Below are 16109 nucleotides of genomic sequence, written 5' to 3'. Positions count from 1 at the left end.
ATAAGTATCCTTTATCTATGTTTACATACCCACAGATAAAACCTGATACCTTTATTTACTCCGGGTTTTGAATAATTTCGGGATTCTGGTTAACGATGATAGAAGAAAACGGAAAAACGTATCCATTGCTATTCGGAAGCAATGTGTAAGTCTCTCCGGCAAATGTCCTGATGAGCGGTTTCGCAAAAAGAGCATCTTTATTTAATCTTTTCTGGTCAAACCATCTAAGCCCTGTACCAAAAAATTCCCTCCTGCGTTCGTCAATGACTAGCTGCAGGGCCTGCTGGCTATTTGCCGCAGTAAGTGATGTAAAATCTGCGGGTTTGAACCGGAACTTGCGGAGATCGTTTAGTATTTTCACCGCAGGGTCTGTTTGCCCCAGGCGTGCCAGACACTCGGCTCTTATTAACCAAGTATCACTTGTCGTTAGCCCCACAGATGCCGGATCTACCCCTGCCCCTGCAAAAAAACCTCTTCCCGAAAAGTTTGGATAAAAATTTGTGGCGTTTCCCGGTCTGGTGAATAGCGTATACCTGAGATCCTTGGTACCAAGTAAAGTAAGCAGATCAGTGCTTAACTGTAGCGCTCCATAACTGATTCTTGGAACTTTACGCAGGAGCACTTCCTTGTTTTGCAACAGGTTTGGAAAAGCGACAGTGATAAACTGATTATAATCTGTCAGTTCGCCAAAAAGTGCAGTCGATTTTTCTGCGGCATCCAAAGCCGATCCATACCGGCGCATGTTGAGATAAACCTTGGCGAGCAAAGCGTAGGCAGCTGCACGATTGGGTTTTACAGAGTTGACCTGGTTGATGGGTATCAATGGTATAGAAATCTCAAGATCTTTTAAGATCTGCGTATATACTTCGGCTACCGTGGCTCTTTTAAGATTCACAAAAAGTTTGGCTTCCAACAATAGCGGAACACCAGGATCCTGGTCTGCCGTGGCCTGGTCATATTGTTTTGAATAGGAATTAACCAAGGTAAAATAAGTGAAAGCACGCTGAACGAGTCCTTCAGCGTAAATGGCATTTCGTTCATCGGGTGTACCGCCTTTACTATCTAAAACACCTGCGATCACGGTATTGAATGTATAAAGGGCCTTATACATGGTGTTCCAGTCAAAATCGTCAGTTTTATCTGTGTAAAATGGTTTTCGCCAGGTATAGGCAGCAACTCTCGATGGATCAAAGGATATATCCTGTTGAACAGCAGGATCATTGAAACTTACATCATCGCTCCCCAAAATTGCCGGGAGCCCACAACCGATGCCCGAATCGTTAATATTGTTCATTAATAAACGGTAGTCGTTTGTATATACCAGCACCCGTTGCCCTTGAACCGGAACATCTTCTACATATTTGCGGCAGGAGAAAAGTGCCGTGGTTAATACAGCGATCAAAAATATTTTCAATACGCTTATAGTTTTATCTTGATGCATTATAAACTCAGATTAAGTTGAAAAGAATAGGTTCTTACAGGAGCCAATTGATATGTCGTGCTTGCGGAATACAAGTAATCAGGGTCAATCCCTTCTTTATTAGCCGCCCATATCATACCCAGATTGCGGCATACCGCAGAAGCCGTCAACCCCTTGATTTTTAGTTTGGTTGCAAGGTGCTGAGGAAGTGAATAGGAAAGTCTTATCTGCTGAAGCTTTACATTGCTTCTACTTCGTACCAGCAAATCAGAATTGGAATATCGCTCTACGCTGGTATTATAATTGAATCCCATTGAATAATCAGCATTAATTCCAGGTACATTTGTATTGACTTCATCTCCAGGATTTCTCCAACGTTGTGCGAGATCACCTGCACGGCTCACAAAGGTACCTAACACGTCAATGGATGGTTTGCGAAATACGCCACCAAGCTGGTATTGAAACTGAAAGCCAAGATCAAATTGTTTGTAGGTAAGGTTTGTATTGTATGCACCAAACCAGGGAGATGCCGTTCTTCCAGAATACGCTTTAATGTCGTAATATGGAAAATCCCAGGTATTATAATATTTACCTGGAACATTGGGATCCTCGATAAGCGTTTCTCCTTTATTATCAAGACCTGCAAATTTGTAAGAGAATAAAAAATCAGTTGGATAGCCGTCATGGATAATCTGACCCTGTGAAACATCCTCATTTCCAATTGGCAGTTTAAATCGCTCATCATGAACGACATTGGTATTGTAGGAAAGATTAACACTGTTGTTCCATGTCCACTCTTTAGAGCGGATCAATGCGAATGATAGGCCTAGATCAACCCCTTCGCCATCAAGCATTGCTGCATTAAAAATTGTATTGGAAAAGCCATAGGTAGCATTTATGGGCAGTTCGTAAAAAATATCAGTGGTTTTCTTTTTATAGTATTCCAGCGTTCCTGAGATCCTGTTTTCAAACAAAGAGAATTCGATACCATAGTTAAGCATTTTTGTTTTTTCCCAAGCCAGATTCTCTCGTGCAGGACGGTTTATGCCAGCTGATGGTAACCCTGTATAGGCGTTGGTACCCAGAAGATCAATTACTGTAACCGGGGCATAACCCTGAGGGGCGTTACCTGTAAAGCCAAGGGTGAATCTTGCCGACAAACTACTCAGCCAGTTGATATCTTTAAAAAGATTCTCTTGTTTGATATTCCAGCTAACTCCTGTTGACCATAAGGGTATCGCTCTTTTACGTCTTTCTACCCCTAAAAGATTTAAATCATCAAAGCGTGCACTTCCCGAAATGGTGTATCTGGTATTGAAGGTATACGAGCCATTTGCATAATAGGAAAGTGCCCTGGTTGTCCTTTCGATAACTGGTCCTGATGTAGCGCCGATAATAGGCCTTTGACCAAAGATGTCCAGATAGCTTACGCTTGGGTTAACAGGCGAATAGGCATTTATTTCCTTGTTGTATCCATATCTAGCCTCACTGCTGCTTTTGTTAAAAACTTCCCGGATCTCGTTACCGACGACAATGTTAATTTCGTGTTTATTGTCCCAGTTTTTACTTGCATTTAATTGCCCCCTTAAATTATAGCTTCTCACCAGGGAGTTATTAAGGTCGAGTTTTCCTCCATTGGGAATACCATAAACCAGTCTGCCTAGGCTATTGATGCTAGTCCCTCGGTTAACAAGGATACGGGCCTCATAGCTTTCCGGCTCTTTGTAGTTTTCCCGTTCATTGAAATTTCTTCCTATATTCCCTGAGAGGGATAGGCTCAGCCAGGATGTAATTTTTCCGGTAATATCGACGTTAAGTCCCAGATTATTGGTCGTATTTAAAGTGTTATTATAATTCAGTTCATCGATAGGAGAATACTGAAATGGAAGATACCCTAATCTTTCGAAATTCCTTGCCTGAGCGGGAACCATGAACACATCGTAATAAATGTTTGTACCATCAGCATTTTTCAGCATATCATAAGGGCGAAGGCCTAACCCAGACATGCTCATTGCCTGTGCTGATGCCGGATTGGTCTGATCTGTTGTATTGGCATAACTTATTGAGCTATTGATGGTAACCGCCCCTTTAAAAAGTACTGATGATGACCCCAGATTAAAAGAATAGCCCTTATTTTTATTTGCCTTATATACCCTATCATCGGTATAGTAGTATCCAGACATGTGGTAAGAACTGTTAACTCCCCCACCAGATAGTGATAGCGTATATTGTCTGGTTGCAGGTCGTTGAAGTAAGTACTTATCGATTTGATCACTATTATCATTCTGGGCAAGGGCGGCAAGTTCCATATTCATCTGGGTTTCTGAAATTTCTCCACGCTTATTTCTGAATATAATGGCCTGAGCTTGTGTATTGTTGGCTGCACGAAAGGATGATGGCACCGGATCTATAAAAATATTAGCGTTGATTAAGTCTTTTTCCAGGGCAATATAATCTGTGATAGACATCATTTGCCCGAAATCCGTTTGGGGCTTGGCACTTGTGCTATAGGTGGTGGTAAAATTAACGGCAGGAGCAGAATTCTTTCTACCTTTCTTGGTGGTGATAACAATCACTCCATTAGCGGCCTGAATGCCCCATATTGAGGATGCAGCGGCATCTTTTAAAAATGTTACTTGCTGAATATCCTCCGGGTTAAGTAAATCCAGGGCCCCTCTAGCAATTGAAATCTGCGATGGAAATCCGTCAACTACCAGCAGAGGTTCAACACTAACCTGAGTATACTGTCCTACAATTGTGGAGATGCCCCGAATATTTACCGTACCGTTCCGGCTTTGCCCTGCTATTGTTTTAGTAGAGATGTTTACCCCTGGAACCAGGCCCTGTAGCCTCTCCAGTAAGCTAATAGTCGGAAATTTGGCAAGCTCCTTTGCTGTGACTATACCAAATGAGCCAGTCGCACGATCTTTGTTTAAATCCTGATAACCTGTGCTAACCACGGCTATTTCCTCCAGCACTGCAGCCAGGGGTTTCATCGCAATAGCAACACTTCTTTGTCCGGTTAAGGTAAGCGTGTCAGATTTATAACCAATAAAACTGGTCACCAAGGTTTCCTTTCCAGAGAGGTTCAGAAACGAGAATGAGCCATCAGGACCAGTCCTTGCCGACTGCTTCGTCCCAAGGACCAAAACATTTGCCCCTCCCATAGGCTCCCCTTTTTCATTCAGAACTAATCCCCTGATATCAATTTTAAAAAATACCGAGGAGAGGCGATCCAGAAACGAACTCTCTTTTTTAAGCACTATGACCATCTTATCCTGGATTTCAAATTTGAGGGGTTGCTCCTTGGATATTATCTCCAGCACCTCGGGAAGGTCGAGATTTTTTACCCTGATATTGATCGGCTGGATCGATCTGAGTAAATTTGCATCGGCTACAAAGTCAAAGCCGCTTTGATTTTTTATCTTTGAAAAGATTTGTGTAATCGATGCATTTTTTTCTGAAAGGGAAATTTTTTGAGCAAATCCGGCAGCGGATACCTGCATCAAGGTTGCTAACAGAAACACGCTGGTTAATCGCATAGTGAGCAAGATTTTATGGTATACCAGATTAGGCATACCGAGATTTACGGTATATTTTCTATACATTAGCTTTAGTTTGGTTTGTCAGTGTACCTCTACTTTCCACGGGAAAGGCATACTGTAGGTTTAGTTGATAGCTTTGTTTGTCGGCGAATGCCAAACTATTCCAGGTCCCTGGTTCGGGGATCTGGCTTATTTACTGAGTTAATTCGTTACGTACACCCTCCTCCCTTCAATTTTAAAGTGAACTAATTTAGTAGTTTCCAAAGCCTTAAGTATCTGGCTTATATTTTTTGTTCTTGAAACATTGCCAGAGAAATTGCCTTTGGGAATCTCTCCGGGATAGATAACCTCGATATTATACCAGCGAGATACATCACGCATGATCTCCTCAATAGTAATCCCATTGAAGATGAAATCCCCATTTTTCCAGGCTAGTGGCACATCGGTGTCAACACTGCTGATATTAAGTTTCTCTTCGCTTAAGACGGATTGTTGCCCGGGAGCGAGAACAACCTCATCTTTATAGGCTATTTTTGATTTTGCGTTCCAGGTAGAAGCCATGTAAGAGATTTTAACCCTCCCCTCTGCCAGCGTAGTGATTGCCCTTGGATCATTACTATAGGCTTTCACATTAAAGTGTGTTCCTAAAACCTGAACCTCTTGATTAGCGGATTTTACAATAAATGGATGATTTTCATCCTTTGCTACTTCGAAGTAAGCCTCTCCAACCAGTTGAACTGTTCTACTCTTCAGGTTTTTGAAAGAGGAGCTGAATTTTATCGATGAGGCTGCATTCAGCCATGCTGTGGAACCATCCGGTAGTTTAACACGAAAAGTCTGGGCATTTGCTGTTTTTAGCGTATTGAAACCTTCTCCGTTTGAAACCTGCTCATTATCCATGATATAGGTAATTTCCCCAGATCGACTCTTCGATATCCTTACTCCTGATTCAGTTGCGATCTTTCCAATTTGCATTTCGGAAAGATTAATGACCTTTCCATTTGCCAGTATTAACGTAGCGCCGGTTTTCCCAGGAGGGATATCGTTTTTTGAAGCAATTGAGGTGGTGATAGTTTCCTTCTCTGTAAAATAATTAAACACCAGATATAGGGATACGATTAATAAAGCGCCGATGAATGAAGCTGCAATGGCTATACGGGGGAAAACCTTTATGATAGTCTGACGACCCTGAGGCTGTTCAATAATATTTTTAAAGATCTGCTGCGAACGAAACTCATCAACTTCGATAAGTTGTGATTCACTTAACTTGAAATCCGTATCGAGCAATCTAAAAAGTTTTTCTTGAGTCAGGTCCTTATCCAGGAGATTGCTGAATTCCTCCAGCTCTGCCAGAGTAGCTGTGTTGGAAAAAAATTTCCTATATAAATTAATTAATTTTAAGTCTTCTTGCTCTGGCATAATTTCAGTGGGCGCAGACTGCCCTTTTTATATATAATCCATGAGAACGCTTTTAGGGGGTATGGAAAATGAAAAAAAATCAGATTAATCTGAAGATCACCAATAATGCAACAATATCGGTATGGGTTTTAAGATATGCCCTAAGAAACCGGAGTGCCAATTTCATATAGCTTCGTACGGTTTCTACACTTAAATTCATCTGTTGCGCAGCCTGTTCATACTTAAGGCCTTGTATATGGCAGAGCTCGTATACCATTTTCTGTTGAGCAGGCAAAAGTGCTATCCCTTCAGTGAGTATTTTTCTGGTATCTGCCAAAAGAATCTCTTCCTCCGTTTCATTATGTTTCTCCGTCCACGCCTCTCCCATTGCCACTTCAGTTCTGGCTTCAAGCACTTTCCGTCTCAGTATCTGAAAACTCTGGTTTTGGGCCAAGATGAGGAGATAAGCCGATATGTTACTATCCGGCCTCATGCTTCCGGCATTTTGCCAAAACTTTAGCATCACCTCCTGAAGTACCTCTTCTGCCAATACTTCAGACTTTAATATATAAAAAGCCTTATTGAAAACTTTTTTTTTATGCAGTTCATAAAGAAGCTTGAAGGCATGTTGACTTCCCTGTGCTACCTGACGCAACAATTTATATTCATCAATGACGGGCTTGGTATGGATGTGCATGAATAATCAAATATACAGGATTAATTTGAATGCTTTAACCAAAAACGCGGCCACCCGCTCCATCCAATCATTAATTCACTCAAGCCTGATGATAAATTGGTTTGCCCTCTTTGTCCTTTTTGCACTTCCAAAAATTCAGACCAGTTAAAATCAGAACTCTAGACCGAGCGAAGCGATGTTATTAATTTTAATTGGTAATATGAAAAGAATCAAGTTTACGAAATCCCAGATTGCAAAAGCAATCACAGGACATGAGAGCGGCACCCATTGCATTCTTAACACATTCGTTTAAATACATTGAAGAAATATTAAGTTTTTTAGCGTATTCACTTGAACTTTTCACGGTGGTGAGATTCTGTTCCAACAGCAATTTAAACGATTTGGTAATCGCCTCAAATCTCGATAATTCATTAGTGAGTTTTGCCTGTGCTAGATATTGTGAAGCCACCAATGCCACCAACGTATTACCAATATCTTTGAGTGGATAAACCACAGACTGTTGACCCCATATCGCCGGAACTAAAATTTGTGTTAAATAATTATCTACCTTGCTATTATGAATTTGGCAATGCGGGGTCAAATACATTTGATTTTCCACTCAGCCGTTAAATAATTTATTAAATTGAGAACGATGAAAAAAATAATAACTGCTTTCTTTTTGATTGTATTAAGTATTAACTCTTTTGGACAATCATCTCTGCATTCAACCAAAGAACTGGCAGGACTATTTCCAACAAAAAAAATTACATCTCGTTACCACAACAACTGGGCACAAAAACATTATAACAAACGCATCCAAGAGTTTAAAAAAGAGCCCTTAAATCTTGGAGAAACTGTATTTATTGGCAATAGTATTACTGAAGGAGGGTTGGATTGGAGCAGAAAATTCGGTATAGAACATATCCGCAACAGGGGGATTGCCGGAGATGTTACTGATGGGGTAATGAAACGTTTAAGAGAAATCACCTACTTTAAACCAAGAGCTGTATTTATACTAATTGGAATTAATGATCTTTTTAGCCTCCGTCACCAAGAGGATAATCCTGATCTAAAATATGACAAAATTGTTCCATCACCTGAATATGTAGGTAAGAACATATTGAAAATCTCCAAAATAATTCATCATAGATCGCCAAATACGAAAATTTATGTACGTACGCTTTTACCCACCAGAAGAACATACCTGCAAAAGGATATTCTTTCGGTAAATAAAATGATCAAAAAAAATGAGGTTAAGGGATTTTATGAGGTCATTGATTTCTATAGTCAGTTTGTCGATTCAAACGGTGAATTAATACTGGAATTGACAAAAGACGGCGTGCATTTGAACGACAAGGGTTATCAGAAGTGGATTGATTTCGAAAAACCAATAATTAAGGCATTTCAGATGAATAGTGATTAGTCTGGATAACCAGCAATTGATTCACTCCACTTCGCCAAAAAAAATCATAAAATCTTCTTTACTAGTATTGTTGGAGATAACTATAATTTGGTGCACTGGGTCTAATTAAATCAAGGGCTAAAGAAGACCACTATTAGCTTCGCAGTGGATCAAGATTACCTCCCGAAAATCCAATAGCAACGCTGCCTAAAAGTTCGCATAATGCAAGGGCAGACTTTATGCCTACCACAGTCTGCCCTTGCAAGCAAATTGGAACTCACTAAAAAACGGTAAAACAAGTTTAGTTTATCCGTTTTAAAGGTAGATATTTTAGCGTTTTCAAGCCTGAACCCTTATTCGTTAAAACTTCAAGTGAATTGATTGGCTTTTTCGGAAAAAATATATCGGTCATCACACAAGTTCCATTGTCTGCAAACACCTCAATTGAGGCCGCATCAATCAGAACTTTCATTGAAATGGAGCTGGACTTACTGATTCGAGGGCCGTAATGCACTGCGGAAAATTCTTTGTTGAAGCTGGTATCACCGGCATTCCGCCTGTCGATGAAGAACCTGTTATGTACTTTATCGTATCCAAAAATAACTTTGTCAGAGCCACTACTAAGGAGACTGATAGAGAATGATGATAAATCCTTGGTTTCCAACGTCAGCTCAAAGGGCTTTCCAGAAGGGATTTTAGCAGTTTTTCTATTTTGAGTTGAACCTTTTCCAAGTGAAAGCATTGAGGGTTTTTCCAAAAAGGCAGAGAGCTCCTTAACAGGTAAGCTACTGATTAACAAGCGACCATTTTGCTCAGAAAGGCTTAGTTCCCTTGGTACTGTGGTTGCCCCTCTCCAAGCCACTGTAGGTACCTGATTGGCATATAACCAGTTATTCATCCATCCAAGAAAAATTCTTCTATCCCCTGTGTTAGACCAGGTAACCCCTGCATAATTATCAGTACCATAGTCAATCCACTTTTCTTCCTTAGAATCGGCTACAAACTCATGCCCATTGAAACTCCCCGTAAAATACTGGGTTGCAGACCCGCCATTTGGCCCGCCTGGGTTGATGCTGACAAGCAGAACCCAAACTTTCTTTCCGTTGACTGTAAGGGTGAAAAGGTCAGGGCACTCCCATACACCCCCGTGCGCACCTTGCGTGGCACCAAAATCGCTTTCTTTTGTCCACTGCTTCAGGTTTGGCGATGAGTAGAAGGTGATTCTGTCCTTTGTTGCCAGGGTCATGATCCATTTTTTGCCTTGTTCAAACCACATGACTTTTGGATCCCTAAAATCAGTGATCCCAGGATTTGGCAATACCGGATTTCCCTTGTATTTAGTCCATGTATTGCCCTCATCATTACTATACGCGATACTCTGATATTGATGTAGCCCGGTCTTAGCGTTCTCAATCTTCTGGTTGTGATGGGTAAAGATAGCAACCATGGCATTTTTCCCAAAACCAGCCGTATTGTCCTTGTCGATTACTGCGCTACCGGAGAAAATCGCACCTAAACTATCGGGATATAACGCGATGGGTTTTTCCAGCCAGTTAAAAAGGTCGTTACTCACCGCATGCCCCCAGTGCATCGGCCCCCATGTAGTTCCTCCGGGATGGTACTGAAAAAAAAGATGATAGGTACCATTATAATAAACCATCCCATTGGGATCATTCATCCAATGTGCTTTTGGCGTAAAGTGAAAAGCGGGTCTGTATTTTTCCACTTCTTGATTAATGTTCCTCTGCGCTATTGCGACAGATTGGTTTAGGCCAATGAGTGCAACTGCGCTGCAAATGACTGCAGTTATAAATTTATTTTTCATATTAATTACCCGTTTTAACAAGCTGAATACAATCCAACCCGAACATATATTGTTTTCCTGACATTTTTTTATTAGCTCCTTTAATAAAAACTTCAAGAGCAATCTGCCCCTTTTCACTCGCAAAAGTTCCTAAGGATACCGCAGCCCTTGAAACCTTATCCTGATATCCATCAAAAGAAACCGCAACCTGCTTTCCGTTTACTTTAAATGAAATGATGCCATAATCACTCGCCTTTGTACAATACAAAACCATCTTATAATTACCTGTTTTCAAGTCATTAAACCGAAAAGTTAAACCATCCCCAGGTTTTCCTCCTCTAGCAGTCATTTGTGAGGCTTCACTCCACCTGCCTCCAATGAAGCCATACATTTGCTGTTTATCTATTTGTATGGCGTTGTCCTTTTTTTCAGCACTAAGTCGCTCAAATTCTATCGATCCAGGTTCTTTGAATTTACCTAAGTCCTCAGGAACTGGGATCAATGGCCACATGATGTCAGTTACACTCCCACTAGATAAGGCATGTGCTGATTTTCCCCCATACCAATAAACGGTAGATGCACAATCCATTTTCCCCTTTACCCAACTTAGCATTTCCAGATCGAATTTCAGGCCTTTAGTGAAGGCGATTCCGTCCAGGTTTCTGGTGCGAAAAAAAGTATTATAACCATGAGAACTTTCCTGATCAGCCCTGGGAGCGCCTCCAAAAGGCGTTTGAAATGGAACAACAGGTGCCCATGAACTGTTGTAATAATCTTCGGTGCCAGTTCCAAAGTGTGATGGAAACTGCTCATTGTCCACCCAAATCTTTTCATCTCCCTCTCCATACCAGGCGGGTGAATGATTAAAAATGGTCAAAACATCTCCTTTATAAATGCCAAATCCTGAAAGCGAGGCAAAATTCCACTCACGGACCTTCTTATACTCTTCAGGCTTGTCGTGTAAATAAATTCCCCTTTCTGCCTTCCAGGAAGTGTGAAAATAAAGCGATCTTTCGTCCCAGGCCAGCGGCAATATCTTCGCGGATATGGTGGCCGAAACTTTTTCCTCTGAAACATTTTTCAACACAAATTTACCGAGCTTCCGGTAGGGCATCAACCAGCGGCTATTGACCTTTCCTTGTCCATCAGCGTTAAGATACCAGCTTCTGACGCGAGGGCTTCCAGTCCCCCCTCCCGAAAAGTCACTCAACGGCACCCATATGGTTTGCTGGTGATCGAAATCAGCGGAAAAGATTATTTTTTTCATCACCTGGGCATACGCAGACCTTTGCATTTGACTGATGTTCAAATCCAGATCATAAATACCATACTGGCCCGCAGGCAAATCCAACACCAGGGAATCCCCCGGCAATAAATTATCACTAGTCTCATACACCTTACCTTTAGATGCGGGCGGATGCAACAGTATTTCATTTACCTCTTTGATTTTCTGCTTTGCTCGTTTTAACCCCGCAGCCGAAAAGGTTTCTACAGTAGTGCCTTTTTTATATGCTCTATAATTTATCTGATAGTATTTTGGGGTTACCGCAACGTCTTTGGAATCCTCAAAAGTGATCTTACAGCTTTTGGAGTAAGGGATGGGCATAAACAGCGTGCTCCCACCCTTTCCTTCCGGAGTATAACTGGTGTGCGGGATAAGCAGACCCTTGCCGATTTCTATGCCGCCAAACTTCATCAGATCATAGGAAGGGATCGTCCAGCCAGCCTTCTTTTGTCCATCGAAATAGAAACGAATTACCCCTCTCTTATCCAGGGTGGTCAGCCAAATACGGGTAATTACGCCTGGTCCTTGTTCATTAAAAAGTATTTTTTCTATGTGCCCCGAAATGGTATCTACGCCCTCGTTTCCGAATCCGTCTGCGTTAGCGAACCAGTTCGCAGAATCAGGCTTAGTAGAGGAACGGTCATGGCTGCTTACCTGTTTTGCGATATAAAAGGGTTTGGGAACCCTGGATTGCTCTTCGACCGACACCATTTCCTCAAGCAGTTTGCTCATTGTAACGGTCTTCTCGGGAATCTTATCCGCACATCCTACAAGCTGAAGGCCGATACAACAAAGCCACAAGATGCAAAATCTAGTAATGAGATTCTTTTTTTTGCTTATTTCCATATTGAGTTTAATTTCCAGGCTTTAAAGGATAGCTTTGTTCCATCATTTTTGGCGAAAGTTTCAATTCCGGTTTGAGAATCACCTGGATAGGTAAGCAAGGTAAATACATCTTTTCCTTCACCAGTGAAAAGTTCAACACTTGATTTATCCACGAAAAAATGCAAACGTAGTTCACCGTTTTTAGGGAGCACCTTCGCGGAAGAGACACGGGCAAATTTGTCAATTTTTTCTTTCGAACAATTGGTTCTGTCGATTTTCAAAAGAGTGGTTTCAGTATCATAGGTCACTGCTACCTTACGGCCTTCTCCCACACATAGGTTGAATCCAAAAATGTTGGGCACACTGGTATCAAAAACAGCGTCGAGTTCGTAAACATTCTCTTGCGGTTGGAAAGCTTTCAACTTAGCTGACCCTGCTTCGAGTTGATAGGAAGAACTAACGGTATCGCCTCTCAGGGAACGAAGCGCCTTCATCGGGGTCTGCGTAAGACGAATACCTTCAGGAAACGTTTTCAACTCTAAATCTCTGGGAATAGACCAAAAACCTTTCCCATAGTTCGAGGGGGCGGTCTGTGCGTAATCCCAGGTGGCTACCCATCCTAGCGTCGTCTTGGTTTTCAATGTTCCATCGTAATCCTGAAAAGTACGAGAGGCATAAAAGTCAAGTCCTTTGTCCATGTACAGTGGCTCCTTTGGCTGCTCTTTTCCTAAGGTGAAGGTTTTACCGTCAAAATCTCCAATGAAATATTGCTCCTGCGCCCAATCAATTGATACGACCATGACCCACCGCTTATCTCTATCTTTTCCGTTTACGCGAAGCTGGAAAAGATCCGGACATTCCCAGGCTTTATCCTGAGCACCCGCGGGACCGAAATCGCTGAGCCATGTCCAGGACTTTAAATCCTTTGACCCGTAGAATTTGATTTTTTTCTCCAGCGCTTTTGCAACAACCATGATCCATTTCTTGCTTGGGGCGTGCCAGAATACAGTAGGATCACGAAACTCAGTACTTCCTATGTCTATAACCGGATTTCCTTTATAGTATTCGAAAGTTTGCCCGTCCCGACTGTAAGAAATCCCTTGTGACTGGCTTTTGGTCTGCTTATTGAACATTGTGTAGGCTGCGATGTAGCTGTTTTTACCAAACCCGGCCAAGTTTCGTTTATCGATGAGGGCAGAACCGGTAAAATAACTGATTCCTCCATCATCTCCGGTCATCACATCGGGTGAGACTTCCTTATAATGAACAAGATCATCTGAAACGGCTTTTCCCCACCAAAACATTTGATATTTGTTCTGATAATAAATAAATCCGCAGGGGTCACCGATCCAACCTTTTTTTGGACTGAAGTGAAATTGCGACCGGTAGGGTTCCTTATAAAGTGTTGAGCTATCTTTTTGAGCACAGACCTTAGCAGAGATAAACAGCGAAATTGTGATTAGCAGGATTGATTTATTTTTGAATATTTTTTTCATTTGGTTAGTCATTTAATCAGCAGTTTTGCAAAAGCCTCTTAGAAATCAGTTTCCATCTTTGCAGGGTTCAGTTTCCATACTGTTCCTTTTATTTTGATATTTCCACCCTGGGAGAACACCTCTGCCACATCACTTTGCTTACTGAGCGGAAATATTCTAGTTGTTAATGCATGTTCATCGTTAATAAACAACTCGACAACTGATCCATCTACAAAAAGATGGAGTTTTACAGGTTTACTTAAATCAAGGTTCAGGTTATCCTTTTTAGTGGTTTGTGGAATCCCTTTTTTCTTACTGGACCGGGTTTGATCTACCACCATCTGTTTTGATTCGGCATCGTAATAAATTTTGGAAAACTCAGAACCGTCAGGATTACTGTGGAGAATAAAACCAAATTTATTTGCCTTGTCTGCAGTAATTTCTGCCAGCAATTCATATTGCTGACCAGCATAGACTTTTTTAGGCTGATCGGAAGAAATTTGCTCATCGAAACGATTACCCGCTCCGTTTCTAAGTGCGGTCAAAGCCGGATGGGGCAACTGGTGAAGCCTACCTGAAGATAAATTCCAGATTCGTGGAATACTGTAAAGATGCGACCAGCCTTTTTGATAACCGGCATCACCACTCACCTCATCCGGTATAATGGCAATTGCAGTTAGCAGGCCATCCTTGTCTCGGGCAACAGATGGAGAAAGTAAGCGATTTATCACCTCAAGATTTTTTGGCAACAGGTCATCTGGAACAAAACGTTCATGAGTAAACTCACCTACCCAGTAAAGTGCCCTCGCCGGGATACCCTTGTGTGGAACCTTGTTTACCAAAAGGAGGTATTTATCTCCGATTTTTCTAAATACGGGCATTTCCCAAAAGATTCCGGAATTGTCCACAGCAGGGTTGCCTTCAAACAATGTATGGAGGAATTTCCAACTTTTAAGGTCCGAAGAGCTATAAAGAAGCAAAGCCCCGCGGTCTTGTCCGGCCTTTTCGATTCCATAACCCACTACCATGTACCACCTGTCCGCCTCTTTGAATATATAGGTATCCCGAAGATCAGTTCTGGAAAAACCTTCAGGCTGGCCGGGGATCACCGGATTTTTATCATATTTTATCCACTCGGATAGACTGGAATCCCTCGGAAAAGCCAATGCTACTCCCATTTTCTTACCACCCGCGGTATAGCTGATCATTGGAATTCCTGCGTCACCGATTACCACGTGGCCTGACCAAATCCCATTCTCGTCGTAGCCTTTTTCCGGGCTGAGAACAGGCTTATGTTCCGTCCAGTCAATCAAATCCGTGCTACTGAAATGTCCCCAGTTTATCTGGCTTAATGCAAGATTAGAAGCATTTTTTTGGTTGAAGATATGGTATTTACCTTTGTAGTAAATGAGGCCATGTGTCTCATTTGTCCAATTGGCAGCAGGGAGAAGATGATATTTTGGCCTACTGAAATCATCAATAAATCGACTTTTGGGTATAGCAAGCTTAGGATTCTTTTTTCCTAAGGCGTTAGCTTCTTTTATCAGTTTTTTTAGGTCATCATCACCACGCAAAAACTTAAATTCGTCTATCAATCCATTAATGGCAGACAGATCCATTTTCCCAAGTGTCTTCTTCCTATAATCAGTACCTAACAATAATTCTGAAGATCCTTTAGGAAAATCAGGCATTTGCTTTTTGTTTAAAATTTCTATGCCATTTACCCAAAGTCCGTTTTCGTTTTGATTTCTAAGTAAAATGATCTGAAGCCAGGTAAACTTAGCCACAAAGTGACCTGTAGAGGCATACGAAAATTTCTGAGCATTTCCTTTACCCAGAATAATTTCCCCGAACCTGTCTACACAAACCGAGGTAGAAAGTCCAGTAATTGTATCTTTAAAAGCAAAGAAAGCAGCGGTATCTGTAGGAAAAGATTCTAAAGCAAACCAACCAGATATACCTGTAAATGGTTTAGATAGGTTTGCTTTTAGCGAGGTACTATAACCATCTGTTCTTACTGCCATGCCTAAAACCCCTGGGCTCAATTCCAACTTCCCTTTTACGCTTCTTAGTTCGAGAGTGCCCATGCCCTGAGCAGCAGCCAGTGGCTTCTTCCCGTCAAAACTCCATTCCTGGGCATAGGTGACAACTGAAAGGGTAAGCATAAATATCAGGCCAGCAAAAAACCTTGATACTCGATTTAGTTTAATCTCCATAATCATTATTTTTGAATAAGGCTGTGCAGCTTTGTAAACTCCACTGCACAGCACACTTGGGTT

General features: G+C 41.6%; 10 protein-coding genes. 1 reads left to right on the top strand and 9 read right to left on the bottom strand.

All coding sequences use genetic code 11. The features are described from left to right. Positions 1–55 precede the first annotated feature (55 nt). The 5 genes from LUA91_RS04050 to LUA91_RS04030 all read right to left on the bottom strand — a co-directional run bounded on the left by LUA91_RS04050 (position 56) and on the right by LUA91_RS04030 (position 7658). The gene (locus LUA91_RS04050; protein ID WP_231424745.1) at positions 56–1414 is read right to left on the bottom strand and encodes a RagB/SusD family nutrient uptake outer membrane protein; all 1359 of its coding nucleotides are present in this window, start codon (positions 1412–1414) and stop codon (positions 56–58) included. 26 nt (positions 1415–1440) lie between these two features. Next, complete coding sequence (locus tag LUA91_RS04045) at positions 1441–4692, bottom strand: SusC/RagA family TonB-linked outer membrane protein (protein ID WP_231424744.1); 3252 nt, start codon at positions 4690–4692, stop codon at positions 1441–1443. Positions 4693–5166: 474 nt separating this feature from the next. Then, positions 5167–6384 carry a FecR family protein gene (locus LUA91_RS04040; RefSeq protein ID WP_231424743.1) on the bottom strand — a complete coding sequence of 406 codons (1218 nt, stop codon included), beginning with the start codon at positions 6382–6384 and terminating at the stop codon, positions 5167–5169. Positions 6385–6463: 79 nt separating this feature from the next. Continuing rightward, the gene (locus LUA91_RS04035) at positions 6464–7060 is read right to left on the bottom strand and encodes an RNA polymerase sigma factor (RefSeq protein WP_231424742.1); all 597 of its coding nucleotides are present in this window, start codon (positions 7058–7060) and stop codon (positions 6464–6466) included. Between the two features lie 187 nt (positions 7061–7247). After that, positions 7248–7658 carry a hypothetical protein gene (locus LUA91_RS04030; RefSeq protein ID WP_231424741.1) on the bottom strand — a complete coding sequence of 137 codons (411 nt, stop codon included), beginning with the start codon at positions 7656–7658 and terminating at the stop codon, positions 7248–7250. A 33-nt stretch (positions 7659–7691) separates the two neighbouring features. On the opposite strand from LUA91_RS04030, the gene LUA91_RS04025 reads away from it, so the two are divergent. After that, on the top strand, positions 7692–8462 hold the full coding sequence (locus LUA91_RS04025) for a GDSL-type esterase/lipase family protein (protein WP_231424740.1): 771 nt from the start codon (positions 7692–7694) through the stop codon (positions 8460–8462). Between the two features lie 280 nt (positions 8463–8742). Here the strand turns inward: LUA91_RS04025 and LUA91_RS04020 are convergent, their stop codons facing one another. The 4 genes from LUA91_RS04020 to LUA91_RS04005 are packed head-to-tail and all read right to left on the bottom strand — an operon-like array spanning position 8743 to position 16046. Further along, the gene (locus tag LUA91_RS04020) at positions 8743–10266 is read right to left on the bottom strand and encodes a glycoside hydrolase family 32 protein (protein WP_231424739.1); all 1524 of its coding nucleotides are present in this window, start codon (positions 10264–10266) and stop codon (positions 8743–8745) included. Between the two features lies 1 nt (position 10267). Further along, entirely contained in the window at positions 10268–12376 is a 2109-nt protein-coding gene (locus LUA91_RS04015; protein WP_231424738.1) for a glycoside hydrolase family 172 protein, read from the bottom strand. Then, entirely contained in the window at positions 12367–13851 is a 1485-nt protein-coding gene (locus tag LUA91_RS04010; protein WP_231424737.1) for a glycoside hydrolase family 32 protein, read from the bottom strand. Before LUA91_RS04010 ends, LUA91_RS04015 begins: the two co-directional genes overlap by 10 nt. A 38-nt stretch (positions 13852–13889) precedes the next feature. Further along, complete coding sequence (locus tag LUA91_RS04005; RefSeq protein WP_231424736.1) at positions 13890–16046, bottom strand: glycoside hydrolase family 32 protein; 2157 nt, start codon at positions 16044–16046, stop codon at positions 13890–13892. Positions 16047–16109: the final 63 nt, after the last annotated feature.

The organism is Pedobacter sp. Leaf250 (genome assembly GCF_920984735.1).
Classification (GTDB): domain Bacteria; phylum Bacteroidota; class Bacteroidia; order Sphingobacteriales; family Sphingobacteriaceae; genus Pedobacter.
Note: the sequence above shows the minus strand (reverse complement) of the source record. Positions and strands in the feature narration are given on the sequence as shown.

Bases quoted from the DNA above. Each gene is read 5' to 3' on its own strand.
- LUA91_RS04025 (WP_231424740.1), top strand. From the start codon at position 7,692: ATGAAAAAAATAATAACTGCTTTCTTTTTGATTGTATTAAGTATTAAC.
- LUA91_RS04035 (WP_231424742.1), bottom strand. From the start codon at position 7,060: ATGCACATCCATACCAAGCCCGTCATTGATGAATATAAATTGTTGCGT.
- LUA91_RS04005 (WP_231424736.1), bottom strand. From the start codon at position 16,046: ATGGAGATTAAACTAAATCGAGTATCAAGGTTTTTTGCTGGCCTGATA.
- LUA91_RS04015 (WP_231424738.1), bottom strand. From the start codon at position 12,376: ATGGAAATAAGCAAAAAAAAGAATCTCATTACTAGATTTTGCATCTTG.
- LUA91_RS04045 (WP_231424744.1), bottom strand. From the start codon at position 4,692: ATGGTCATAGTGCTTAAAAAAGAGAGTTCGTTTCTGGATCGCCTCTCC.
- LUA91_RS04010 (WP_231424737.1), bottom strand. From the start codon at position 13,851: ATGAAAAAAATATTCAAAAATAAATCAATCCTGCTAATCACAATTTCG.
- LUA91_RS04040 (WP_231424743.1), bottom strand. From the start codon at position 6,384: ATGCCAGAGCAAGAAGACTTAAAATTAATTAATTTATATAGGAAATTT.
- LUA91_RS04020 (WP_231424739.1), bottom strand. From the start codon at position 10,266: ATGAAAAATAAATTTATAACTGCAGTCATTTGCAGCGCAGTTGCACTC.